A 22,175-nucleotide genomic window follows, 5' to 3' on the forward strand; every position below is an offset into this window, starting at 1 on the left:
AGGACAGCCTTGACCGCTCCAGCGATATTGAATGCCCGTCGGCTGTTCCGTTTCGGGCTGCTCGCCGGCACGGCGGCCCTGCTGGGAGGCTGCGCTAGCTTTTCTGCCGATGGCGGCATGGCGCCGATCCAGGCCGCGACTTACGCCGATATCGGCAAGGACGTGACCAAGATCGGCGACGATCAGGCCGCGCTCACGGCGAAGGCGCGGATCGATCAGCTGCTGCGCAAGCCGCTGACCGCGGATGCGGCTGTGCAGGTCGCGCTGCTCAACAATCGCGGCCTGCAGGCCGCCTTCAACGAACTCGGCATGGCCGAGGCGCAGATGGTCGCGGCGAGCCTGCCGCCCAATCCGCGGCTGGGTATCTCCAAGCTTTCCGGCCGCTTCGAAGTCGAGATCGAGCGCCAGATCGTCGGCAGCCTGCTGGCGCTGGCAACCCTGCCGGCGCGTGCCGAGATCGCCCGCGAGCGTTTCCAGACGGCACAGTTGCGCACGGCCGAGGCGGTGCTGAAACTCGCGGCCGACACCCGCCGCCAATATTACCGTTCGGCCGCAGCCAATGCCCAAGTCGCCTTCTATCAGGAGGCGAAGGCTTCGGCTGATGCGGCTTCCGAGCTGTTCAAGCGGCTCGGCGAGACCGGCGGCGTCAACAAGATCGACCAGGCGCGCGAATTCGCTTTCGAGGCGGAGCTGACCGTGCAGCTCGCCCAGGCCCACCAGCAGCAGCGCCAGGAGCGCGAGCGCCTCGTCCGCCAGCTCGGACTCTGGGGCGATGATCTGAAGTTCCGCGTCGGTAGTCTACCGCCGCTGCCGCGACTGCAATCGGTCAAGGCGGTCGAGGCGGAAGCGCTACGCAAGCGCATCGATCTCAGGATCGCACGCGCCGATCTCGACGTGCTGGCGAAGTCGCTGGGGCTCACCCAGGCGACGCGCTTCGTCAACGACGTCGATCTGCTGGGACGCCGCACCTACGATCGTGGGCGTGTCATCACGGAAGATGGCCATGTCGAGCGCGAAAGCAGCCGCAGCCGGACGCTGGAACTGGAGATCGACATCCCGATCTACGATTTCGGCCAGTCCAAGGTCGCGCTCGCCGAGCAGAGCTACATGCAGGCCGCCAACAAGCTGGCGGAAAAGGCGGTGAACATCCGCTCCGAGGCGCGCGAGGCCTACACCGCCTACCGTGCCAATTACGACATCACCCGGCAGTACCAGAACAACGTGCTGCCGCTGCGCAAGATCATCCTGGATCAGTCGCTGCTGCAGTACAGTGGCATGCTCACTGACGTGACCGATCTGATTACCGACGCCCGGAACCGCATTCTGTCGAACGTCGCGGCGATCAATGCCCGCCGCGACTTTTGGATCGCCCATACCGACTTCAAGCACGCCTTGATCGGCGGTGGCAGCGGAGGTGGCGGCCCGGCCGCCGTCGCGGCAGCGAGCGGCGGCGACGCCGGCGGCGGGCACTGAAGGAGCTTCCCGACATGACATCCCTATCTCGCAGAGGCTTCATCGGTTCGTCCGGACTCGTTCTGGCTGGGGCGGCCGCTGTATCGGGGCGCGCTGCCTTCGCGGCGGTCCCCGAAGCCCCGACCATGAAGGAGGCAACGACGCAGGCCCCACTCGTGCCGACCACGGGACCGGACTACCAGCCGGTCGCGACACTGAACGGCTGGTCGCTGCCTTGGCGGATGAATGGCGACTGGAAGGAGTTCCATCTCGTCGCCGAGCCGGTGGTGCGCGAGCTCGCCCCCGGCATGAAGGCCAATCTCTGGGGCTATAACGGCCAGTCGCCGGGCCCGACCATCGAGGCGGTCGAGGGCGACAAGGTCCGCATCTACGTCACCAACAAGCTACCGGAGAACACCGCCGTCCACTGGCACGGCCAGCGCCTGCCGAACGGCATGGACGGCGTCGGCGGGCTGACCCAGCCGCATATCCCACCGGGCAAGACCTTCGTCTACGAATTCCAGCTAAGGCGCTCGGGAACCTTCATGTACCACCCGCATTCGGACGAGATGGTCCAGATGGCGATGGGCATGATGGGCTTCTTCGTCGTCCATCCCAAGGACCCGGCGTTCCGGCGCGTCGACCGCGACTTCGTCTTCCTGCTCAATGCCTTCGACATCGAGGCCGGCTCCTATGTGCCGAAGGTCAACACCATGACTGATTTCAATTTGTGGTGCTGGAACAGCCGGGTGTTTCCGGGGATCGACCCCTTCGTCGTCGGCAAGAATGACAAGGTGCGGATCCGCTTCGGCAACCTGACCATGACCAACCACCCGATCCACATGCATGGCTACGAGTTCAAGGTCTCGTGCACCGATGGCGGCTGGGTCGATCCGGCGGCGGCCTGGGACGAGGTCTCGATCGACGTCGCCGTCGGCCAGATGCGCGCCTTCGATTTCGTCGCCGACGAGCCGGGCGACTGGGCGATCCACTGCCACAAATCCCACCACACCATGAATGCCATGGGGCACTCGGTGAAGACCTATATCGGCGTGAACAAGAAGGACCTCGCCAAGCGCATCGCCAAGATCGCACCCGGCTACATGCCGATGGGCTCGAACGGCATGGGTGAGATGGGCTCGATGGAAATGCCGCTGCCTGAGAATACCCTGCCGATGATGACCGGCTTCGGTCAGTTCGGCCCGATCGAGATGGGTGGCATGTTCTCGGTGGTGAAGGTCCGCGAGGGGCTGGCGAAGAACGACTACAAGGATCCCGGCTGGTTCAAGCATCCCGAAGGAACCGTCGCCTTTGAGTACAAGGGCCAGAAGCTCGCCGAGGCGGCGCGCGGCGCCTCCCCCGACAGCGGCATTGAGCCGACTGAATGGCAGGTCAAGGATCCGCGCAAGCCCCGGTTAGGCCCGGATGGCAAACCCATGGTCGCCAACAAGGCTGGCGCCCATGGCAATCATTGAAATCGTTGAACTCACTCAGGAGAACTGCATGTCTGGGATTCTCAAGGCAAATTCGCTCGTCGTCATCACTGCAATGGCTTTGTCTGCAGGAGCGGCATTGGCCGATCCCGGCCATGGCGGCGAGGCCGCCTATGGCAAGCCGGGCGATCCGAAGAAGCCGGCGCGGCCTGTTCAGGTCGTGATGAGTGAGAAGGACGGCAAGATGTCCTTCATTCCCGATCGCATCGAGATCCGCCGCGGCGAGCAGATCCGCTTCCAGCTGCGCAATAATGGCGAGCTGGATCACGAGCTCGTCCTGGCGACGCTGGAGGAGAACCTCAAGCACGCGGTCGCGATGCAGAAGAACCCCGACATGGAACATGACGATCCGAACGCCAAGCGCCTCGCGCCGAAGAAGGCCGGCGAGATCGTCTGGGCCTTCACCAAACCGGGCGAGTTCGATTTCTCCTGCCTGATCCCCGGTCACCGCGAGGCGGGCATGACCGGCAAGATCATCGTCAAGTAAGCAACCTCAGCGAAAGGAGCGTCCCATGCTGAAGACTGCCGCCACCCTTGCCTTCCTGATCGTCGCATTGCCGGCCGCCGCGCAGTCGGTCAGCGGCACCGTCACCAAGGTCGATGAGGCTCAAGGCAAGCTCACGATCAACCATGGCGCGATCAAGAACCTCGACATGGACGCCATGACGATGGTGTTCCGCGCTGGCGATCCCGCCATGTTGAAAGGGCTGAAGACCGGCGACAAGATCAAGTTCGACGCCGACAGGGTCAACGGCCAGATCACCGTCACCAAGCTCCAGAAGGCGAAGTGATTCTGATGAGCGGCAAGGCGCAAATTGCCTTGCCGCTCATAGCGCCGTTCCCGGCGATTGTTTCGGCCAAACTGGCTATTCCGTCACCGAACTCTGGCGACGCTGGTTGCGTTAGCAGGCGCATTGTCTGACGGAAGCACCATCGCGAGCTGTTTGAAGCTTCGCCTTTGACCATGCAAAGAACGAAGTACGATGAAGGGCGAGCCATGCGATTGGTCTTGCTGGCGATTTCTATTGCGCTTGTCGCGCTGCAAGCGCGGGCGGACGATGGCGATCTGCAGCGGGCGTTGATCGAAGCGTCTTGCCCCACTGCCAAGGTCACGCGCCTCAATCCCATTGGACAGAGTGAAGTCTATGAAGCGAACTGCTTCGACAGACGCATCAAGATCGTCTGCATGAACGGACGCTGCGCCGCGGATGCTCCGTCACACAGCCGGGATGATCCGGAATGATGTCCCGGCGGACCAGCTCACTGCCGTCGATGAAAGATCATGAAATGATCAGCGACTGCCTGAAACCACGCCGAAGGTGCGTGCTTTGGGCGCTCTGGGCTGTGGCCGCGGGAACGCTGTTCATGGATCAGGCGGAAGCGCAGTCGGTCAAGATTGTCGGAATCGGCGCCTCAAGCTGCCAGTATTTCTTGCGGGAGACCAACGGCAAGCCAGAGGTCGAGAAAAACTTCTTCGCCTGGGCACAGGGGTACATGAGTGGCTTGCTGCTGCGGGCGCCCCCAGGAAAGGACGAGGATCTGGACCTCGCCCCGGACGTCTATCCGTTGCTCAAGCAGGCCGAGTTCCTGCGGAGCTTCTGCACGCGCAACCCCGACGCCGATTTCAGCGATGGGGTGAACGATCTCTATCGCACGCTCCGAGCTCCACCGAGTTGAGGCCCGCAATCCTATCGGAAGGCAACGCAAATGGCGCCGACATAGGTGGCGTCGCTACCGAGGAACGAGTTCAGCAGACGTGACCGCGACGTTTCAGTTTATCCATGATCTCGGTCACCAGATCATGGGCCTCGATTACCCGCACGGCCACTGGCTGATCAATATTGCGGCCGCGCTGTTGTTTGTCGTTGCGCCGGTGTGGACACTCTGGATTGGTCTGCGGCTCGGCCAGGCGCGACGCTGTCCTTCCTGCCGCCCTACAGCCCAGACATGAACCCGATCGAGAATGCCTTCGCCAAGCTGAAGGCCATGCTCCGAGCCAAAGCAGAGCGCTCAATCGGCGCCTTGTGGGACGCAGTCGGCACCATCCTTCAGCTCTTCTCGCCGACCGAATGCGCCAACTACTTCAAGGCAGCCGGATATGATCCGGATTAAACCGGAAACGCTCTAGGGCGTAGCGACGATTTAAGGATTTGGGATTCCCCAATCGCCGCAAATCGGATTCAAAGCTGATTTTGGAGATCGGCGATGGATTGCGACGCGCTTCGGGATGACCAATGGGAGCGGATCAAGGGCTTTGTCCCCGGGGGAACAAAGGGCAAGCGTGGTCCGCGCACCGACAACCGCAAGTTTTTGGATGCTCTTCTTTGGATGGCGCGTTCCGGCGGTCGCTGGCGCGATCTGCCCGAACGGCTTGGCGATCACCGCTCGGTGAAGCGGCGCTACTATCGTTGGATCGAGATGGGCGTTCTCGACGAGATGTTGGCGGTTCTGGCGCGTGAAGCCGATCTCGAATGGCTCATGGTCGATAGCACCATCGTGCGGGCGCACCAGCATGCGGCCGGCGCACGCAAGATAAAAGGGGGGCGGATGCCCAGGGCTTGGGCCGGTCTCGCGGCGGATTGAGCACGAAAATCCACGCGGCCACGGAAGCGCTCGGTCTTCCAATCCGATTGATCGGCTCTCCCGGACAGCGCAACGACATCGCCTTTGCCCATGACTTGATCGACGGGATCGAGGCTGATGCCGCCATCGCCGATAAGGGCTACGACGCCGATCACCTCGTCAACAGGATCCTCGGGGATGGCACAGAGGTCGTCATCCCGCCCAAGCGCAACCGGAAAGACCTGCGCTCTTACGACGTCGACCTCTACAAGGAGCGCAATCGCATCGAGCGCTTCTTCAGCAAGCTCAAGCAGTTCCGGCGCGTCGCCACCCGATACGATAAACTGCTCGCCAATTTCATGGGCTTCGTCAAACTCGCCGCAATTGCCATATGGATCAAATAGTTAAATCGTCACTACGACCTAGTTGGTTGTTCCCGAGCGTTGGACGGCGCCGCCTCCCATCTCGCGTGTCACGTGTCGGAAACTCAACACGAACGCGAATGCGACAAAGGCGATGAGGGCCAGCAGTACAATCAGATTGCGTCTGCGGAGCTTGGCAGCGGCCCCAACTCGTTCAGTTTGGTGTGCTGACATATTCCATAACTCTGCGAGATTTGATTAAGCTGGGTCACCGAATGGCGATCGAGCCGGTCGCCTCTGACGATGATCCGGTTGCTCCATAGGGATCGAGCAGGGCAGCGTCTGGTCGGCTGATTTCAACCCGGCCGGCCACAACGCTTTGCAAGCGCTCGGGACCCATTTCCTTCAGCATTTTGCGGAAGCTGGAGTGCATTCCGCCATCGGCATATGCGAGCACAGGAGAGGGAGCACTCGCGCTCGTGAGTGCGCTGTAGCGCCTGTCATCGCTTGCGCGTCTCTCCGAAATCAAAGTTTGAATGGCCGGTTCGATCTCGTAGGCCGGGCACTGGCTACCGGCGACGAAACGCGAGTTGTCCCCCGCGGCATCGAAGACATATCGCCTTTCGCAGGCCGCAACCTTCGGAGGTTGCCTTGTCGCCTCGAAGTGATCGAACCCTTCCTTCAGATTGCGCCAAAAAGCGATGTGCGGGCTGTTGCGGTGAGCTGCCAAGTTCTCCGGTGTCATCCGGAAGGGTAACGCTTGCACCTGGAAGCTCTTCTGGCCACCGGCAAACGCTTCGCGAGCCAATCCGAAAATCTCCGTCACGCCATCATCCGTCATGGCGAAGCAGCCCGCGGACGTGCAGGCTCCATGGACCATCAGCGCGGAACCCGTGAAGCCCTGCGATCGCTCCAACGCGTTCGGATAGCCCAGATTGAACGATAGGTAGAACTGTGACCTGGGGTTCATCAGGTCAGGAGTGACCGTGTAAATTCCCTCCGGGGCTTGCCGATCGCCTTCGCGCGTTTTGGGGCCAAGTTGCCCCGACCAGCGACACATCGGATAGGTTTTGAGGAGAGCAAACCGGCCACTTCGATCCCGCTTCCAAACCTCCAGCTCGCTCTCTTTTTTGAAGATGCGGATGAAGATCGGGTCGGCTTGCGACATGCCTTTCGTCGACATTTGCGAGACCAGCTTCGCAGGCAGGGGCTGCAAATGCCGCGCGTCATCACCATCGCCCACGACGCAGCCGGAAAGCAGCGCCAAAAGGCCGATGGCCGTCGCAATTTTGACCAAGGTCGAGGAGCGTTGAGACATTGCTTGAGGATGACCGGCTATGGCTTCTGAGGCGTTAATAGCGAGTTAGCCTACAAGCTGATGCCACTAGAGGTTCAAGGGGCAAAGTGCCGCGCAGTTGAACCTTTGGCAGAATGGGGCTTGAACCTCATGTCACTATAGGTGCGACACCTGCGGGAACGTAGGAGTTTGCGAAGTGAAAAGTTCCCGCCAGATCCTCTGGCGCTCAACCGCGACGTTCGCCGCGGATTGGAGAAAGCCGGCGGTGTCCCAGATCCCGCGCTACGCCCTCGCCGTCGCAATGCTGCGATCGGCCCGTGGACTCGCTTGAGCTGTGTGTGCCGCTCACAAGTACCGCCCGTGGTGGCGTCATAGGGCGGAACGACCCGGAAGCCGAGATCCCGTTCCTCCCATCGAGCGATCCGCTGAGCCCCTAGCGAGGTGGGGTAATGCTCGCGGTCACCACCTCCGGACGGCCGAGAATGCGGCCCAAGTCCTGCCAATCGTTTTGGTTGGTCGGGGACTGACGCTTGATGAAGGTCAAGCCGGAGCGCGACCACGGGAGGATTTTATCGATCTGGTTGTCCAGAACGAATTCTCCACGATCGGTCACGACGGTAAGAACTGCGTGCCCGCCACCTTCGCGGTCAATCACGACTGTGATCAAGAGCGAGGAGAGCGGCCAGCCCCTCCTCAAAAGCTCGCGCCGCTTTTCCAGCACATAATCCTCGCAGTCCCCTCTTCCGGTCGTTGCGTAAGTCCAGCGCTCGGCGACGCCGAACTGATCGAAATCGGTTACCGGCTCAATGGCTTTATTGAAGCGGAGGTTGATTTCAACAAGCTCCGCCCAGCGTGCGTCGGTCAGGCCCACGGTCTGCCTACCAGTTCGCTGAGGAACACAGTCTGTCGGGTTAGCATTGCAAAATTGACCCCACCCAATGGGGGGCAAGGCGGCTTGTCCGGCATGAAGGTGAGCAAAGTCGGTAAGGCCATTGGCGCTCGCCGGCGACAAACAAAGCTGGGCTGCGATGATAGCAGCAACGACAAAGCAAGATCTGGCGAGCGCAAGCATGACAATCTCCTATCGAGAATTGTCGTAGCGCCCGCGAATTCGAATCGAACAAAAATCTCGGTATAAATTGAGAGAATGATATTCAGGGTTCGTTTTCTTTAACAAATGGTTCTTTCAAAATGCCGCTCACCGCATCAGGCGAGATCAAGGAGTACGTTTATGAGATCTCGTAACAGAGCCTTGGCGCTGGCTTTGATTGTTCTTGCAGGCGTCTTTTACGCTGTATCGTTTGTGCGCATGCAACAGACGGAGGACCGGAGACACGTCGAGGATCCAAACGTGCATTCGACGCCCGGCAAACTGTGACCTGTGAAATTGCGTCAATCTGCCTCAGAATGCCGCCTTGAACCTCTAGTGACTCCAGCTTGTATCCTGGGCGTCCAGTGTTCGTTAGGAGCGCCTGCAATGAATGATACCGCTTCCAAGCCGCATGAAGGATTGCCGTGCCCGGTCTGCCGCGTCGATCTCGTCATGAGCGATCGACAGGGCATCGAAATCGATTACTGCCCCAAGTGCCGCGGCGTTTGGCTCAACCGCGGCGAACTGGACAAAATCATTGAGCGCAGTTTGCGGGAGCCAAGTTCAGCTCAGGAGCAACCGCAGCCCAGCTTCCTAACTCAGCCCGGCGCTCCAACACCTTGGGGGGCAGCACTCGCTCAACCTGGCTACCAGGGCTATGCGCCCCAAGGCGGTCATCAAAGTGGCTACGACAGTCATGGCGGGAGCCACGGAGGGGGGCATGGCGGTGGCCATGGTGGCGGTTTCGGCCGACGGGGGTTCCTCGGCCGGATCTTCGACTGAACTGACCGCGAAAGTCAGATCCGAGTGTCGTGTCCAGAGGACTGCCGAATGTCCTCGTCCTCAATCTGAATGGTCGTGTGCGAGATTCCAAACTCCTCGCGCATGACCACGCTGGCGGCTTGCAGGGTGCTCTTCGCCTGCGACATATCAGACGTGATGACGTGACAGCTCATTGCATCGAGACCGGATGTGAGCGTCCAGACGTGGAGATCGTGGACCGCGGTGACATTCGGAAGTGACGCCAAACGAGCTTCGATCGCTCCGACGTCGATCTCCGGCGGTGTCCCCTCCATCAGGATGTGGACCGCCTGTTTCAGGAGCATCCAGGTGCGCGGGACGATGAAGAGCCCGATCGCCGCGCCGATGATCGGGTCGGCCAGTTTCCACCCTGTGAACATCACCACTGCGGCAGCAACAATGACACCTAGCGAGCCCAACATATCGCCGAGCACCTCGTAGTAGGCGCCTTTGACGTTCAGGCTTTCGGACGAACCGCCTGAGAGCAATTTTAGGCTCAGTAGATTGACGAACAGGCCGATGACCGCAACAATCAGCATGGGACCACCGAGGATCTCCGGCGGGTTTTTGAAGCGTTGATAGGCCTCGAATAGGATGTAGACGGTCAGCAGCAACAGCACGACCGCATTCGCGAGCGCCGATAGAATTTCAAGGCGAACATACCCGAACGTCTGCTTTGGCGTGGAGGGGCGCTCAGCAAATCGAATGGCAATAAGCGCCAGCGCCAAACCGCCCGCATCGGTGAGCATGTGCGCGGCATCTGCCAGCAGGGCCAGACTGCCGGTCCAGAGGCCTCCAACAACCTCCGCAATCATGAAGGTTGTCGTGAGGCCGAGAGCAAGCGCGAGGCGCGACTTGTGCTTGCCAGCGCCGGTGACCTGCGCTCCGCCGTGAGAATGTCCTGCGCCCATGAAGCCCTCTCAATCGATTTGCAGCTAGGCCGATCGAAATCGGAACCTGGAGGAATTGAGACGAAGGCCCATCCTTCTGGCCCGTCCTTGGAAGCAGCCGACGAGACTAGGAATGGTCATTGTGAGGCGGCTGACCCGGGCTCTCGATCCGAACGTCGGCCTTTAGCCGGCCGGCCCGAGCAAAAATGAACTCGACGGGCAGAGTGGTACCTGGCTCGACCTTCTGCCTCAAACCGATGAGACGAATTTGCTGATAGTCAGGCTTGAGGCTTGTCTTTGCCGACGGAGCCAGATCGATCTCACCAAGCTCGTCCATTCTCGTGCTGGCTGAGCGCCGGATGGTCCTCTCAAACACGACGCCAGAGGCTGCAGTCGTTTCGACGGCAACAAGTCGATCCAGCCTCGGGGCGTTATTCTCAAAGATTGCGAACACTGGCAGGTCGTCCCCAACCAAGGCCGTCCCGCTCGACCACGGGTGTATTACGGATACACCGTTGGCCCGAGCTACGGGCTCAGTATGGGTCATGCCCAGCAGCAGGAACGGCCCAACACCTATCAGCGCCAGGCCGACCGTCCTGCCAACGGCTTTATAGCTCGGAGAAGCGACCTGGTCGGCTCGTCCGAGAGCATCGATAAATTTCCTGAACCCGGTGCCAATCATTTGGAGCCGCCCTTCAATCCTGTGTGGGACGGAGCCGATCGCGAATTCAGCGGCATCAAGCTGACCACCAGTATCAAAGACACGCCGATGCTGATGGCGATGTCGGCTCCGTTGAAGGTCGGCCAGTGGTAGCCTGCCCAGTGAAGATCGATGAAATCGGTGACGGCGCCTTGTCGCCAGCGATCCGTGGCGTTGCCCAGGGCTCCACCCGCGATCAAAGACAATCCTATCTGCTCCAGATTTGTCTCACTCTTCGCAGCCCAGACCAGCAATCCTATAGCGACGACAAACTTGAAGAGGCCGAGAGCGCCGGGCCAGGCGTCCAGCCACTCGCTGCCCAAGCCGAAGCTGACCCCGTAGTTGAAGCCGAGCCTTACATTCAGAAACGGCGTCAATTCGATGATGCGCGGAGGCACCATGACCTTGTTGAGGATCAACCACTTGCTGATCTGATCGGCGGCTAGCGCAACAGCTGCCCAAGCAAGCACGCGACGGGTTGTCCGAGCCTGTGACATTACATGTTCCCGGATTGTTGAGAGCGATAGCCGATCCATCGGCCTACGCGCGCGCAATAGGCACGGTAAGGCTCGCCCAAAGCCTTCAGCAGAACGCCTTCTTCGATGCGTACCTGGAGCGCTATCGCATAGAGCGCCGACGCTGTGAGTCCAGCCTGGACGATGCTCGGCTTGGCGATGAAAAGGCCGCCGAATAGGAGTGCTTGGCCGACAAAAACGGGATTGCGCGAGATGGCGAACGGACCCCCATCAACGATAGGCCCGACGTGGTCTTCAGCCGTCCCGATCCGCCATGAGGCACCCATGTAACCCTGCGCAAAAAGGGCAAGGCAGACTCCGGCAAGCACCAGGACGAATCCCACCACGTCTGGCGCATTTCCGCCCAGTAGGCCCGACAACGGATCGGCGGAAAATGCACTACCAAAAATTGTCGTGCCTAACGGCCACAGCACCGCTCCTGCGAACGACAGCCTGAACAGCAGCGCCGGCACGAATTGGCGCGGCGATCCGTTGTCGAATAACCACACTGGCTGATCTGAGGATCGAGCTAGCGCGGACGATAGCGCCAAGAATCCCGCAACGTAGGCGATGGCCACCCCGTACGCCGCGAGTTCCAGGGCCGACATTGCTAAGACACTTGACTGGCGTTGAAGCGCAATAGCCGCAGGGCGTTTGCGGTTACGATGACGGTCGCTCCCGTGTCAGCAAGGATGGCGACCCACAAGCCAGTGTAGCCCAAGACGCTGGTCACGAGGAACACGCCCTTGAGCGCCAGCGCGATGGTGATGTTCGTCCGGATATTGCCCATCGTCGCCCGCGCCAGGCGGATCATGGCAGCGACATCCCGAACCCGGCTTTTGAGGACGGCTCCGTCGGCCGTCTCCAGAGCAACATCCGTGCCGGAGCCCATGGCCACTCCGACATTGGCTGCAGCGAGGGCGGGGGCGTCATTGATGCCGTCACCGACCATCATCACAGATGTCTCGCTCGCGAGCGATTTGATGGCGGTGACCTTATCGTCAGGCATCAGCTCGGCTTTGTGCTCCATGCCAAGTCCACCTGCGATGGCGGCGCCGGTTCGAGCATTGTCGCCGGTCAACATAAGCGATCGAATTCCCATCGCCTTCAATTCGGCTACAGCCAGGGCAGCATCATCCCGAGGTTCATCACGCAATGCGATTAGCCCCACCAGGTTGTCGCCGGCGATGACGGCAGCGACGGTCTTTCCATCGGATTCAAGCCGCTCGACATTCGCCTTGGCCTCAGAGTCGAACGTCGCTCGGGAAATCGCATGCCGGGGCGCGCCAACAAAAACCGAAATGCCATCCAAGGAGCCAGTGACACCTTGCCCGGCGATAGCCGCAGCATTTTGCGCTGGTCGAACCGTGATGGCGTGAGACTTGGCGCGATCCAAGATTGCCTCAGCCAGAGGGTGGTTGGATCCGGTTTCAACGGATGCCGCGAGTTCGACGACGCGGCGTTCATCCTCTCCGAGTGCGATCACTTCAGTCACGCGCGGAGTACCAGCGGTCAACGTACCGGTCTTGTCGAAGGCGACGACGCCCGTCTTGGCGGCCGCTTCAATGACAACCCCGCCCTTCATCAGCAGGCCCTGACGGGCACCAGTAGACAATGCGGCTGCAATGGAGGCGGGCACCGAGATGACGAGCGCGCATGGACATCCGATCAGCAGCAGCGCCAGCGCCCGGTAGATCCAGACCGACCATTCGGCGCCGAGCAGGAGCGGAGGCAGCAGTGCGACCAGCACGGCAAGCCCGACGATCGCCGGCATGTACCAGCGCGAGAAGCGGTCGATGAAGCGCTCGGTCGGGGCGCGGGCCTCCTGCGCCTCCTCGACCAGGCGGATGATGCGGGCGATGGTGTTGTCCTCGGCCGCCTTGTCGACGCGCACGCGCAGGGCCGCTTCGCGATTGACCGAACCGGCATAGACGGGCTCCCCGACGCCCTTGGTCTTGGGCATCGACTCGCCAGTGACCGGGCTCTCATCGATGCCGGAGGTGCCGTCGGTGATCTCGCCATCGGCCGGGATGCGGTCGCCGGGACGGACAAGCACGGTCTGGCCGATTCTGAGGCTCGTGGCGTCGACCTGGCGGGTCGAGCCGTTCTCCTCGATGATGGCCGTCTTCGGGACGAGATCGCCGAGCGCGCGGATCGAGGCGCGGGCCCGGTCGGCCGCGACGCCTTCGAGGACTTCGCCGACGGCGAAGAGGAAGACGACCAGCGCCGCTTCCTCGGCGGCGCCGATGAAGAGCGCGCCGATGGCGGCGATCGTCATCAACATTTCGATGGTGAAGGGGATGCCGGCGCGGGCCGCCGCGAAGGCGCGTTTCGCCACCGGCGCGACGCCGACGACGCAGGCCACGATAAAGGCCCAGTGGCCGATGCCAGGCCAGATCAGCCCGGCGGCATAGGCGGCACCGAGGAACAGGCCGGTCGCGATGACGAGCCGGCCCTTGCCGGTCTGGTACCAGCTCGCGCCGTCGGGCGTGGCCTCATGGACATGGCCGGGCAGGCCGTGGCCGTGGTCCTTCACTGCAGACGTGGAGCCCGAGACCTTGGCACTGTGTGAATGAGCGGCGTGCTTGTCGCCTGGTTGATCGTGATTGTGGTCATGATCATGCTTATGGCCAGCATGATCATGGCTCTGCCCGTGCTCATGACCATGGTTGTGCCCATGCTCATGATCATGCGAGGGGCCATGGTCATGGCCCGAACATGAAGTTTTGCCGTGATCATGCTTGGCATGATCGTGATCGTGGTGATCGTGAGTGTGACCCGCGTGACCATGATCATGCCCGCAGCCACAGCTGTCTTCTTTTGCCGCAGGCGCGGGTGATGCCAGTGCTGCAAGCGCAGTAGTGGTGTAGCCGAGGCCCTTCACGCGCTTCTCGATTGCGTCAGGGGCGGTTTGTCCGGCATCCAGTGCAAGGGTCAAAGTCTCGGATATCACCGAGACTTTGACATTGCTGACGCCGGGGAGGCGCTCCACGGCGCCGCGGATCTTCGCTGCGCAACTTGCGCAGTCCATACCCGCGACCTTCCAAGACAGGGTCTGCTTTGATGGTTCAGTTTTATCGTGGTCGTGGGCTTGACCGACGTCGTCATTCGCGTGGCGCTTGCTCTCCACCATCGCTATTGCGCCGAAGCCCAGGCTTTTCACGCGCTGCTCGACCGCCTGACGAGATGTACGCGTCTCGTCTAGCTTCAACTTCATCGTTTCCGACATCAGCGAGAGCCTGAAATCGGACACGCCTGGCATTTTTTCGACGGCACCGCGCACCTTGGCCACGCAGCTGGCGCAATCCATCCCGCTAATCTTCCAGCTCAAAGGCTGAAGCTTGCTGTCCTTGCTGGCGGCCATAGGGATGACTCCTGGTGCCCGAATTTCGGAAGCTGCATCTCTACAACCTCTAGCGACTTCAGGTTCAAGCGAAAAATTTCATACTCTGGTTGCGGGCCAAATCGCCCGCCGACGGAGTCTCGCCGGGCTTCGGATGGCTCGAACATTCAACGGGAATTCCTAGGTCTTGACAGGCTTCAGCAGTTTCTCTTATTGCAAATGAAATGCATTTACAGAAAGCCCTTCCGATGAAGGGCAGTGAGATCGCTGAAACCGGCTGGCGCAGGCAGCGCGGCGAGCCGTCCATGCTCGACGTGTTTCGGAGCATCACAGTAAATCCTGGTGCGACGCCCTGGCGCAGATTCCTTGCCTTCGTGGGCCCCGGCTATCTCGTTGCAGTGGGCTATATGGACCCCGGCAATTGGGCGACTTCACTCGCTGGGGGAGCGCAGTTCGGCTACGCGCTGCTGGTCGTCGCTCTCATTTCCAACATCATGGCGATTATTCTGCAGGCCCTTTGCGCCCGCTTAGCCATCGCGACCGGCCGGGATCTCGCGCAAGCGTGCAGGGACGCGTTTCCAAAAGCGGTCTCATGGCCGCTATGGGCCTTCGCGGAGCTGGCCATCTGCGCAACCGACCTCGCTGAAGTCATCGGGACGGCAATCGCGCTGAATTTGCTGTTCGGCATGCCCATGGAGATTGGCGTCTTAGTCACCGCTCTCGACGTGATCGTTATCCTTTGGCTGCAGAATATGGGCTTCCGTTGGGTCGAAGCCTTTATCATCACGCTACTCGGCGTAATTGCGCTCTGTTTCGGCATCCAGATTGCTCTGGCGGATCCGAACTGGGGTGAGGTCATTCGAGGTTTTGCTCCGACGACCGAGATCGTCCGCAATCCCCAGATGCTCTACCTGGCCTTGGGAATCATCGGTGTGGCCTGCTGCCGGTTTCGTGGACACCGAGATTGGGTGTTTCATGAAACCGGAGGTGGCGTATGCGGCGACGACAGTTTGGACGTGAGTTCAAGATCGAGGCGGTTCGCCTGATCAAGGATCGCGGAGTGAGCGTGGCACAGGCGTCTCGGGATTTGGATGTCCATGAGAACCAGCTGCGCAAATGGGTGAAGCTCTTTTCGGCCGATCCTGCGCAGGCTTTTCCCGGCCACGGCCAGATGAAGCCGGAGCAGCTTGAGATCGAGAAGCTGCGGCGCGAGGTGGCCAAGCTCAAGGCGGAGCGCGATATCCTAAAAAAGGCCGCAGCCTACTTCGCGAAGGACGTGACATGAGGTTCACGTTCATTGCGAAGCACCGGGGGATCTGGCCGGTGGCATGGCTTTGCGAAGCGCTGGATGTGTCGCGTTCGGGCTTTCATGCCTGGCTTAACCGATCGCCGAGCCTGCGTGCGCGCGACGACGAGGAGATTGGCGCGAGGGTCCGTGCAAGCTTCCTTGGTTCGGATCGGACCTATGGCGCCAGGCGCGTCTGGCGCGACGTGCTGGAGGAAGGTATCGATTGCGGCCTGCATCGCATCGAGAGGCTGATGCGGGCCCAGGCTTTGCGTGCCAGGCCGCGTCGACGCAGCCTGCCCAGGGATGAGGGCCGACGAGCGGCCATCGCCCCGAATACGCTCGGCCGGGAGTTCCATGCCGAGCGTCCGAACCAGCGCTGGATCGCGGACTTTACCTACATATGGACCGCGGAGGGTTGGCTTTACGTTGCAGCCGTCATCGACCTCTTCTCCCGCCGTGTGGTGGGCTGGTCGATGAAGGCCGAAATGACCGCCGGGCTCGTGACCGATGCGCTGATGATGGCGATCTGGCGCCGGGGAAAGCCGGATGCCCTGCTGCACCATTCGGACCAGGGTAGCCAGTATGCCAGCGAGCAGTTCCAGAAGCTTATGGCCGACAACGGCGTCACTTGCTCGATGAGCCGCTCTGGCAATGTCTGGGACAACGCCGCGATGGAGAGCTTCTTCTCGTCGCTGAAGACCGAGCGGATCAGAGGCAGGGTTTACCGCACGCGCGACGATGCTCGCGCCGACGTGTTCGATTACATCGAGCGCTTCTACAATGCCGTTCGCAGGCACTCGACCATCGGCTACATCAGCCCGGTCGAGTTCGAAAAGAAGGTTGGATTAGCTTAACCAGCTGTCCACAGAACCGGCAGCAGGCCAGTGCCACGGTGATGCCGCATAATCTCTATCTGCACTCCGGCATCGTGCAGACCCGGGCATACGGGAGCACGATCCCTGAGAAACGAGACGCGCTAAAATGGGCAACTCTCGACTCAACGATCGCTCTGATGTTTGCGCTCATCGTCAATGCGTCCATCCTCGTTCTGGCTGCTGCAAGCTTTCATAAGACTGGGCAGACCGAGGTCGCGGAGCTCGGCAGAGCGCACGAGTTGCTCGCGCCGCTCCTCGGAGCTTCAATCGCACCGACCCTTTTCGCGATTGCCCTTCTCTGCTGCGGGCTCAACTCGACGGTCACCGCGACGATGGCGGGTCAGATCGTCATGGAAGGCTTCCTCGATATCAAGCTTCCCTCGTGGCTACGACGGTTGGCGACCCGGCTCGTGGCCATCGTTCCCGCCCTCCTCGTCACCTGGATCTATGGTGCTGGAGAAACGGCGAAACTTCTGATCCTAAGTCAGGTCGTCCTGGGTCTTCAGCTTCCTTTCGCGATCGTTCCACTCGTCATGTTCACTGCGTCGCGGACAAAAATGGGCGAGCTCGTCGCGCCACGGTGGTTAACGGTGACCGCAGCGGTGGTGGCTGCCATCATCATCATCCTCAATATCAAATTGCTGGTCGACCTCGCGGTTGGGTGAACATCTCGTCGCATTGCCTGAGCGCAGTGGCCGGCTTAACAGAGCATCGTGAGAACCATTTCGAGCGCATACTGTTGGCGGTGCCTATGGGCAGTTGCGCTCGCTTGCGCGCTGGTGCTGACGTGCTTGATACAGCCCGTTCAGGCCAGCTACTCACTCGAATTAACCGCCGCGAGCCCTGCCAAAGACCTGCCGAGCGATTCTGGTTCGCAGGCGCCGGCCCGCATTTCGGACCACCACCAATCTTTGCAGAATGGGAATTCAGACCGGCACGCGCCTGGCGATAGGGCTTTGCTGCCCAGCGGTAAGCTGGCTGCTGCCGACGAAAACAGCTGGCCACGGTTCGTTCACCTACCTGCGCCCGCCGTCGATGCTACGGTTGTCGTGCCAGTCCGGGCACTTCTTCGCCAAGGATCAAGAGCACCGCCAGCCCTCATGACGTGAGTTGAACCGGCCTAGCCGGCCCCTTCGCTATGAGGAGACGACCTTGATGATTTTGCCCCCCGCAAGCGGCATTCCGAAGTCCGGCTTGGGCGCTAATTCCCCAACTCTTGCCATCCGTCACAGTGGGGATCGACGCGCGGCGGCGCATGCCTTTCGTCGCTATCAGCGCCAAAATCAAATGTGTCAGCCATGCCATTTCTGAAGTGGATACGGTACGGAGCGTGGGCTGCCGTTATCCTGATTAGCTTCACCTGCGCGGCGATTTTGCTGGGCTGGTGGCGGGTTGACGGATCCAGGGTTACCGCGGAGAGCCGATCCAACATCTCTACGCCCGTGGACATCGGAGGGCCATTTTCGCTGACCGATCACCGAGGGAAGGCTGTTACCGATAAGGACTTTGTCGGCAAACCGATGGCCGTATTTTTCGGCTTCACGCATTGCCCGGAAGTCTGCCCAACCACGTTGGTTCAGTTGGGAAACCTGACGAAGCAGATCGGGCAAGCGGCGGACAAGCTCCAGATCCTGTTCATCACGGTTGATCCTGAACGCGACACTCCAGAGCAGATGGCGCTCTATCTGGAGTCCTTCGACCCACGGGTCGTCGGCTTGAGCGGGACCCGTGAGCAGGTGGAGGCTGCTCTGAAGGCGTACAAGGCCTATGCCAAAAAGGTCCCGACCGACGGCAGCTACACCATGGATCACACCGCGTCCGTGTATCTTATGAATGCGGACGGCAGCTTCCGAACGATGATCGACTATCACGAGGAAGATAGCTCGGCGCTCGCCAAAATTCGCATGGTGTTGAGGTGATCAGCAGGCGCCGATGGCTCGGCGCTTCCGTCGTCATATTAGGCATCGCGGCCCCGGCAGCATATCTCGGGCTGGCTCGGCGATTTGGGGGACAGGCAGAATTCCGCCCGGCAGTGACCTTTGAGGACGTCAACGGCCAGCCGCGATCGCTGGCCGATTTCCGGGGCAAGTACGTGCTCCTGAATGTCTGGGCGACCTGGTGCCCACCATGCGTGAAAGAGATGCCTTCGCTTGATAAGCTTCAGGCTTTGAAAGGCGACACTCGCTTTGAGGTTGTCGCCCTTTCAGTCGACCGGAAAGGTCCGCAGCTCGTCAAAGACTTTTACCTGCGCGCGAATATTCGATCGCTTGGAATCTACCTCGATCGCGAGGCCCGGAGCATGTCTGCCCTCCGGGTCACGGGACTTCCGATGACGCTATTGCTCGATCCAAGCGGCGTCGAGGTCGCGCGGTGGGCTGGAATGCGGGAATGGGATAAGCGGGAGATGATGCGGGAGATCGACGAGCGGATCACCGAAAGGTCGACTGGTCGATGATCGCCTCCGGACGGCACCTTCAAGAAAGCGCGAGCCTCGGCCTCCCAAATTGCCTCGGATGCTCAACTCGCGATAATTCGGAACCATGATGGCAACCAGGTCAGCTCGAACGATCGGACGCAGCCTCTTGGCTGTCGTTGGCGGTCTCGTGCTGCTGCTTCAGCTGCTGGTTAGTGCGTCGGCGACGAGCAACCATCTCGCCATCAAATTCGTTCAACGCGGCACTCCGCTGTCAGAAATTTGCGGGACAACGCCGGCCACCAAAGGTGATCGCGCCGCGCATATCGAAGGCCTGAACAGTTGCTGTTTCTGGGCGAAACCCATCGCCTTGACGTCCTTGGTCCCGCCTGCGGCCGCAGTCTTGGTTTCGGATCGTCCCGGGCCAGCCAAGTTGGTTTTTGCGCTGCCCTTCGCTCCGTTCGTTTTGCCACCCTCGACAGCACCGCCGCGCGCGACCGGTCCTCCATCCCAAAGTTGATCAAGCGGGCCGCGCGAGAGGCTTTGCTAGGACCGCGTTCAGCGGATCCGAAATCGTAGCTGAACCTCACGCGCACAGACAGCGCCGTGCATTGGGGCAGCTCATGATCCCGATCAGCCCAGGGGCGCCGCGGAGTGCTCGGCGAAATTCTCAAGTCCCGGTTCGCTATCCTCACGGCTGTCGCAACTGCGGCAGTCGCGATTTTGGCTGCGTCACTCTTCGTCGATGAGAAGGCCCCACGAGCGGGAACCGCTGGGGCACTCGGGTTCTATCGACTCGGTGGCGAATTTACCGACCTGAAAAGCTTCCAGGGTCAGCCGGTTCTCTTGAGCATCTGGGCGACGTGGTGCTTGTCATGCCGCGAGGAGCTTCCGGCTCTCGCGCGCCTAAATCGCGAGTGGAAAGAGCCCAGCCTTCGCGTCGTCGCACTGTCCGTCGATCGTGACGGCGCGGAAGTCGTAGAACCTTTGCTCCGCAATCTCGGCATCGTGGACTTGCCGGTCTTTCTCGATCCCGCCGGCCGGGCCGTGAAAGAATTTTCGGTTTCCGGGCTGCCGACGTCCATCCTTCTCGATCGCAATGGTCGCGAGGTCGGCCGCTGGTTCGGCCCCAGATCTTGGGATGCGACGGCAACGAGGCAGGAAATCATCGGGCTGATCGCAAAGGGTGGAAACGAAGGACAGAAGCCCTGATGGAAATCGCGAACATCAGCATTCTAGCCGCTCTCGCCGCCGGCGCCGTCTCGTTTCTGTCCCCCTGCGTGCTGCCGTTGGTCCCTGGCTACCTGTCGTATGTCGCGGGAAGCTTGTCGGTCGACTCCGACAGCCCGAGAGCGCGGATAAGTGCCTTTGCTATGAGCTTCTGGTTCGTGCTCGGATTTTCGACGGTTTTCGTCATCCTGGGCGCGGGAGCCTCTGCGTTAAGCCGGCTTCTGCTCTCCTATCGTTACGAGGCCGGCCTCGTCGGCGGCGCGATCATCGTCGTCTTTGGCATTTTCAGCACTGGCGTTGTGCGGATCCCCTGGATGGAGCGGGAATTCCGACTGAGTCCGCAAGTGTCAGGCGGACGGCCGCAAAGCGCTTACATTCTCGGGCTCGCTTTCGGTTTCGGATGGACGCCCTGCATCGGGCCGATTCTCGGCGCAATCCTTACCGTGAGCGCGACCTCTACGACGCCCGCGGCGGGCGTGGCTCTCTTGGCGATCTACTCGCTCGGCCTGGCCATCCCCTTTCTCCTCACCGCTCTGCTAGCCGGCGGCATCACTGCGCGTCTGCGGAGGCTGCGCAGCTTCGGTCGAGGTCTCCAGATTTTCACGGGCCTAACGATGGTTGCCATGGGGCTCGCCATGATGACGGGGCGCCTCTCAACCATGGCGTTCTGGCTACTCGAAACCTTCCCAATCCTCGCACTTATCGGTTGAAAGGCCTCTATTTGATGACAAATCCCAGCATGTTACCCGACCAGGAAGGGCGGTGGTCGTTTCTGTATCTGGCATGGCTCGTTGCGCTGGTCGCGAGCTTAAGCGCGCTCTTCATCGGCGAGGTGATGGGACAGGCTCCCTGCAGCCTTTGTTGGCAACAGCGGGCATTCATGTTCCCGCTCGCCATCCTACTCGCTATCGCCAGCTTTCGTGCGGACACGACGGTTTGGCGATATGCATTGCCGCTGGCCGCTCTCGGTGCGGCGATCGCTCTGTTCCACAGCCTGCTCTACGCTGGCCTGATCCCAGAAGGCATCCAGCCCTGCTCGCAAGGCCCGTCCTGCGCGAGCGCAGAGATGACCGTCCTTGGAGTTCTGCCGCTCCCATACCTCTCGCTGGCAGCATTTTTAGCAATCGTGTTCGCCCTGCTTGCTTCAAAGTCGAAGGCACAATCATGAACCGTCGCGGCCTTGTCATTGCAACTGGCGCGCTGGCGCTCTCGTTCTTCGTGGGCGGGAGTGTGGCTTACAACGCTCAACAAGCGCGGAGAGCGCGCGAGATTGCCGCGGCCCGTGCCGAGGCATTGGTGCGGAGCCATTCCCCGGTCCTTGGTCCGCTGAACGCGCCCGTCACAATCGTGGAATTCTTCGATCCATCGTGTGAGGCGTGTCGAGCCTTCTATCCGCCCTTGAAGCAGATCATGGGTTTGTTCCCCAACGATGTTCGCCTCGTTATGCGTTACGCGGCATTTCACGACGGCTCCGACGCCGCCGTAAAAATCCTTGAAGCGGCTCGCCTTCAGGACAAGTTCGTGCCCGTCCTCGAGGCACTCTTGGAGTTTCAGCCGGAGTGGGCCGATCACACTGGACCCGTGTTGGAGAAGGCTTGGGCGCGCGCGAAAGATGCGGGCTTGGATATCGAGCTGGCGAAGCGGGACTGGACACGCGCTGAAATCCAAGCTGCCCTGGATAGCGACACCCGCGACAGCAAATCTCTGGAGGTGACACGCACTCCGACGTTCTTTGTGAACGGCCAACCGCTGACCGACTTCGGCCCACAGCAGCTCTACGACATGGTTCGTCGGGAGGTACAGAAGACGAAGTAGCGCGGATATTTTCGATGCGGTGGCTGGATGAGCTGGCCTGCCCCGATTG

General features: G+C 60.9%; 24 protein-coding genes and 3 pseudogenes. 20 read left to right on the top strand and 7 right to left on the bottom strand.

What is annotated here, in order from left to right; translation table 11 throughout:
• Window positions 1-9: 9 nt before the first annotated feature.
• The 9 genes and pseudogenes from AC07NY_RS24305 (at window position 10) to AC07NY_RS24345 (ending at window position 5,911) form a co-directional block, all read left to right on the top strand.
• The gene (locus AC07NY_RS24305) at window positions 10-1,473 is read left to right on the top strand and encodes a TolC family protein (protein WP_291664851.1); all 1,464 of its coding nucleotides are present in this window, start codon (window positions 10-12) and stop codon (window positions 1,471-1,473) included.
• A gap of 14 nt (window positions 1,474-1,487) precedes the next feature.
• Window positions 1,488-2,927 (top strand): multicopper oxidase family protein, encoded by a 1,440-nt coding sequence (locus tag AC07NY_RS24310; RefSeq protein ID WP_257735512.1) that lies wholly within the window; start codon window positions 1,488-1,490, stop codon window positions 2,925-2,927.
• Window positions 2,928-2,955: 28 nt separating this feature from the next.
• Window positions 2,956-3,432 (top strand): cupredoxin domain-containing protein, encoded by a 477-nt coding sequence (locus AC07NY_RS24315; RefSeq protein ID WP_257735513.1) that lies wholly within the window; start codon window positions 2,956-2,958, stop codon window positions 3,430-3,432.
• A gap of 25 nt (window positions 3,433-3,457) precedes the next feature.
• Complete coding sequence (locus tag AC07NY_RS24320; RefSeq protein ID WP_257735514.1) at window positions 3,458-3,736, top strand: copper-binding protein; 279 nt, start codon at window positions 3,458-3,460, stop codon at window positions 3,734-3,736.
• Between the two features lie 206 nt (window positions 3,737-3,942).
• Window positions 3,943-4,188, top strand: coding sequence for a hypothetical protein (locus AC07NY_RS24325; RefSeq protein ID WP_257735515.1), 246 nt, complete (start codon window positions 3,943-3,945; stop codon window positions 4,186-4,188).
• 44 nt (window positions 4,189-4,232) lie between these two features.
• A complete protein-coding gene (locus AC07NY_RS24330; protein ID WP_257735516.1) occupies window positions 4,233-4,622 on the top strand; it encodes a hypothetical protein in 390 nt (129 codons plus the stop codon).
• Between the two features lie 79 nt (window positions 4,623-4,701).
• Window positions 4,702-4,896: a hypothetical protein gene (locus AC07NY_RS24335; RefSeq protein ID WP_257735534.1), complete on the top strand. Its 195-nt coding sequence runs from the start codon at window positions 4,702-4,704 to the stop codon at window positions 4,894-4,896.
• Window positions 4,854-5,057 (top strand): annotated as a pseudogene (locus tag AC07NY_RS24340) (transposase); the annotation flags it as partial. The gene AC07NY_RS24335 and the pseudogene AC07NY_RS24340, both read left to right, overlap by 43 nt.
• A gap of 93 nt (window positions 5,058-5,150) precedes the next feature.
• A protein-coding gene (locus tag AC07NY_RS24345) for an IS5 family transposase (protein WP_257735517.1) occupies window positions 5,151-5,911 on the top strand; the annotation gives its coding sequence in 2 pieces (ribosomal slippage) (window positions 5,151-5,490 and window positions 5,490-5,911; 762 coding nt in all).
• Between the two features lie 226 nt (window positions 5,912-6,137).
• Here AC07NY_RS24345 and AC07NY_RS24350 read toward each other — a convergent pair.
• Window positions 6,138-7,187, bottom strand: coding sequence for a L,D-transpeptidase family protein (locus tag AC07NY_RS24350; protein ID WP_257735518.1), 1,050 nt, complete (start codon window positions 7,185-7,187; stop codon window positions 6,138-6,140).
• Between the two features lie 412 nt (window positions 7,188-7,599).
• A complete protein-coding gene (locus tag AC07NY_RS24355) occupies window positions 7,600-8,238 on the bottom strand; it encodes a transglutaminase-like cysteine peptidase (protein ID WP_494585908.1) in 639 nt (212 codons plus the stop codon).
• 159 nt (window positions 8,239-8,397) lie between these two features.
• On the opposite strand from AC07NY_RS24355, the gene AC07NY_RS24360 reads away from it, so the two are divergent.
• Both AC07NY_RS24360 and AC07NY_RS24365 read left to right on the top strand, forming a co-directional pair.
• Window positions 8,398-8,544 carry a cytochrome c oxidase system small membrane protein gene (locus tag AC07NY_RS24360; RefSeq protein ID WP_494585909.1) on the top strand — a complete coding sequence of 49 codons (147 nt, stop codon included), beginning with the start codon at window positions 8,398-8,400 and terminating at the stop codon, window positions 8,542-8,544.
• A gap of 99 nt (window positions 8,545-8,643) precedes the next feature.
• Window positions 8,644-9,039: a TFIIB-type zinc ribbon-containing protein gene (locus tag AC07NY_RS24365; protein ID WP_257735520.1), complete on the top strand. Its 396-nt coding sequence runs from the start codon at window positions 8,644-8,646 to the stop codon at window positions 9,037-9,039.
• Window positions 9,040-9,053: 14 nt separating this feature from the next.
• Here the strand turns inward: AC07NY_RS24365 and AC07NY_RS24370 are convergent, their stop codons facing one another.
• The 5 genes from AC07NY_RS24370 to AC07NY_RS24390 form a co-directional block, all read right to left on the bottom strand.
• The gene (locus AC07NY_RS24370; protein ID WP_257735521.1) at window positions 9,054-9,968 is read right to left on the bottom strand and encodes a cation diffusion facilitator family transporter; all 915 of its coding nucleotides are present in this window, start codon (window positions 9,966-9,968) and stop codon (window positions 9,054-9,056) included.
• A gap of 106 nt (window positions 9,969-10,074) precedes the next feature.
• Window positions 10,075-10,629: a copper chaperone PCu(A)C gene (locus tag AC07NY_RS24375; protein ID WP_374679324.1), complete on the bottom strand. Its 555-nt coding sequence runs from the start codon at window positions 10,627-10,629 to the stop codon at window positions 10,075-10,077.
• Window positions 10,626-11,144: a signal peptidase II gene (gene lspA, locus AC07NY_RS24380; RefSeq protein ID WP_494585910.1), complete on the bottom strand. Its 519-nt coding sequence runs from the start codon at window positions 11,142-11,144 to the stop codon at window positions 10,626-10,628. The genes AC07NY_RS24375 and lspA overlap by 4 nt, the downstream gene beginning before the upstream one ends.
• Entirely contained in the window at window positions 11,144-11,740 is a 597-nt protein-coding gene (locus AC07NY_RS24385; protein ID WP_257735523.1) for a methyltransferase family protein, read from the bottom strand. Before AC07NY_RS24385 ends, lspA begins: the two co-directional genes overlap by 1 nt.
• A 32-nt stretch (window positions 11,741-11,772) precedes the next feature.
• Window positions 11,773-14,526 (bottom strand): heavy metal translocating P-type ATPase, encoded by a 2,754-nt coding sequence (locus tag AC07NY_RS24390; protein WP_257735524.1) that lies wholly within the window; start codon window positions 14,524-14,526, stop codon window positions 11,773-11,775.
• A 227-nt stretch (window positions 14,527-14,753) separates the two neighbouring features.
• Between AC07NY_RS24390 and AC07NY_RS24395 the strand changes: the two are divergent.
• The 9 genes and pseudogenes from AC07NY_RS24395 to AC07NY_RS24435 form a co-directional block, all read left to right on the top strand.
• Window positions 14,754-15,437: pseudogene (locus AC07NY_RS24395) on the top strand (Nramp family divalent metal transporter); the annotation flags it as partial.
• Between the two features lie 62 nt (window positions 15,438-15,499).
• Window positions 15,500-16,647 (top strand): IS3 family transposase gene (locus AC07NY_RS24400; RefSeq protein WP_494585911.1). Its coding sequence is split into 2 segments (ribosomal slippage): window positions 15,500-15,749 and window positions 15,749-16,647, totalling 1,149 coding nucleotides; the frame shifts between segments, so codons are not numbered across the junction.
• 32 nt (window positions 16,648-16,679) lie between these two features.
• Window positions 16,680-17,333, top strand: a pseudogene (locus AC07NY_RS24405) (divalent metal cation transporter); the annotation flags it as partial.
• A 633-nt stretch (window positions 17,334-17,966) separates the two neighbouring features.
• Complete coding sequence (locus AC07NY_RS24410; RefSeq protein WP_257735526.1) at window positions 17,967-18,587, top strand: SCO family protein; 621 nt, start codon at window positions 17,967-17,969, stop codon at window positions 18,585-18,587.
• A gap of 113 nt (window positions 18,588-18,700) precedes the next feature.
• Window positions 18,701-19,123, top strand: coding sequence for a TlpA disulfide reductase family protein (locus tag AC07NY_RS24415; protein ID WP_257735527.1), 423 nt, complete (start codon window positions 18,701-18,703; stop codon window positions 19,121-19,123).
• Window positions 19,124-19,735: 612 nt separating this feature from the next.
• Window positions 19,736-20,293, top strand: coding sequence for a TlpA family protein disulfide reductase (locus tag AC07NY_RS24420; RefSeq protein ID WP_257735528.1), 558 nt, complete (start codon window positions 19,736-19,738; stop codon window positions 20,291-20,293).
• Window positions 20,293-21,021 carry a cytochrome c biogenesis CcdA family protein gene (locus tag AC07NY_RS24425; protein WP_257735529.1) on the top strand — a complete coding sequence of 243 codons (729 nt, stop codon included), beginning with the start codon at window positions 20,293-20,295 and terminating at the stop codon, window positions 21,019-21,021. Before AC07NY_RS24420 ends, AC07NY_RS24425 begins: the two co-directional genes overlap by 1 nt.
• 29 nt (window positions 21,022-21,050) lie before the next feature.
• Window positions 21,051-21,479, top strand: coding sequence for a disulfide bond formation protein B (locus AC07NY_RS24430; protein WP_257735530.1), 429 nt, complete (start codon window positions 21,051-21,053; stop codon window positions 21,477-21,479).
• Window positions 21,476-22,126 carry a DsbA family protein gene (locus AC07NY_RS24435; protein WP_257735531.1) on the top strand — a complete coding sequence of 217 codons (651 nt, stop codon included), beginning with the start codon at window positions 21,476-21,478 and terminating at the stop codon, window positions 22,124-22,126. The genes AC07NY_RS24430 and AC07NY_RS24435 overlap by 4 nt, the downstream gene beginning before the upstream one ends.
• Window positions 22,127-22,175 lie beyond the last annotated feature (49 nt).

The sequence above is a fragment of the Allobosea sp. GW821-FHT09G06 genome, from assembly GCF_059416005.1.

What these genes read in the sequence shown, in the direction of transcription:
- AC07NY_RS24410 (WP_257735526.1), top strand. Translation starts at nt 17,967, where the DNA reads ATGCCATTTCTGAAGTGGATACGGTACGGAGCGTGGGCTGCCGTTATC.
- AC07NY_RS24360 (WP_494585909.1), top strand. Translation starts at nt 8,398, where the DNA reads ATGAGATCTCGTAACAGAGCCTTGGCGCTGGCTTTGATTGTTCTTGCA.
- AC07NY_RS24390 (WP_257735524.1), bottom strand. Translation starts at nt 14,526, where the DNA reads ATGGCCGCCAGCAAGGACAGCAAGCTTCAGCCTTTGAGCTGGAAGATT.
- AC07NY_RS24355 (WP_494585908.1), bottom strand. Translation starts at nt 8,238, where the DNA reads ATGCTTGCGCTCGCCAGATCTTGCTTTGTCGTTGCTGCTATCATCGCA.
- AC07NY_RS24320 (WP_257735514.1), top strand. Translation starts at nt 3,458, where the DNA reads ATGCTGAAGACTGCCGCCACCCTTGCCTTCCTGATCGTCGCATTGCCG.
- AC07NY_RS24350 (WP_257735518.1), bottom strand. Translation starts at nt 7,187, where the DNA reads ATGTCTCAACGCTCCTCGACCTTGGTCAAAATTGCGACGGCCATCGGC.
- AC07NY_RS24435 (WP_257735531.1), top strand. Translation starts at nt 21,476, where the DNA reads ATGAACCGTCGCGGCCTTGTCATTGCAACTGGCGCGCTGGCGCTCTCG.
- AC07NY_RS24375 (WP_374679324.1), bottom strand. Translation starts at nt 10,629, where the DNA reads ATGATTGGCACCGGGTTCAGGAAATTTATCGATGCTCTCGGACGAGCC.
- AC07NY_RS24315 (WP_257735513.1), top strand. Translation starts at nt 2,956, where the DNA reads ATGTCTGGGATTCTCAAGGCAAATTCGCTCGTCGTCATCACTGCAATG.
- AC07NY_RS24365 (WP_257735520.1), top strand. Translation starts at nt 8,644, where the DNA reads ATGAATGATACCGCTTCCAAGCCGCATGAAGGATTGCCGTGCCCGGTC.
- AC07NY_RS24430 (WP_257735530.1), top strand. Translation starts at nt 21,051, where the DNA reads ATGTTACCCGACCAGGAAGGGCGGTGGTCGTTTCTGTATCTGGCATGG.
- AC07NY_RS24330 (WP_257735516.1), top strand. Translation starts at nt 4,233, where the DNA reads ATGATCAGCGACTGCCTGAAACCACGCCGAAGGTGCGTGCTTTGGGCG.
- AC07NY_RS24325 (WP_257735515.1), top strand. Translation starts at nt 3,943, where the DNA reads ATGCGATTGGTCTTGCTGGCGATTTCTATTGCGCTTGTCGCGCTGCAA.
- AC07NY_RS24370 (WP_257735521.1), bottom strand. Translation starts at nt 9,968, where the DNA reads ATGGGCGCAGGACATTCTCACGGCGGAGCGCAGGTCACCGGCGCTGGC.
- AC07NY_RS24310 (WP_257735512.1), top strand. Translation starts at nt 1,488, where the DNA reads ATGACATCCCTATCTCGCAGAGGCTTCATCGGTTCGTCCGGACTCGTT.
- lspA (WP_494585910.1), bottom strand. Translation starts at nt 11,144, where the DNA reads ATGTCACAGGCTCGGACAACCCGTCGCGTGCTTGCTTGGGCAGCTGTT.
- AC07NY_RS24425 (WP_257735529.1), top strand. Translation starts at nt 20,293, where the DNA reads ATGGAAATCGCGAACATCAGCATTCTAGCCGCTCTCGCCGCCGGCGCC.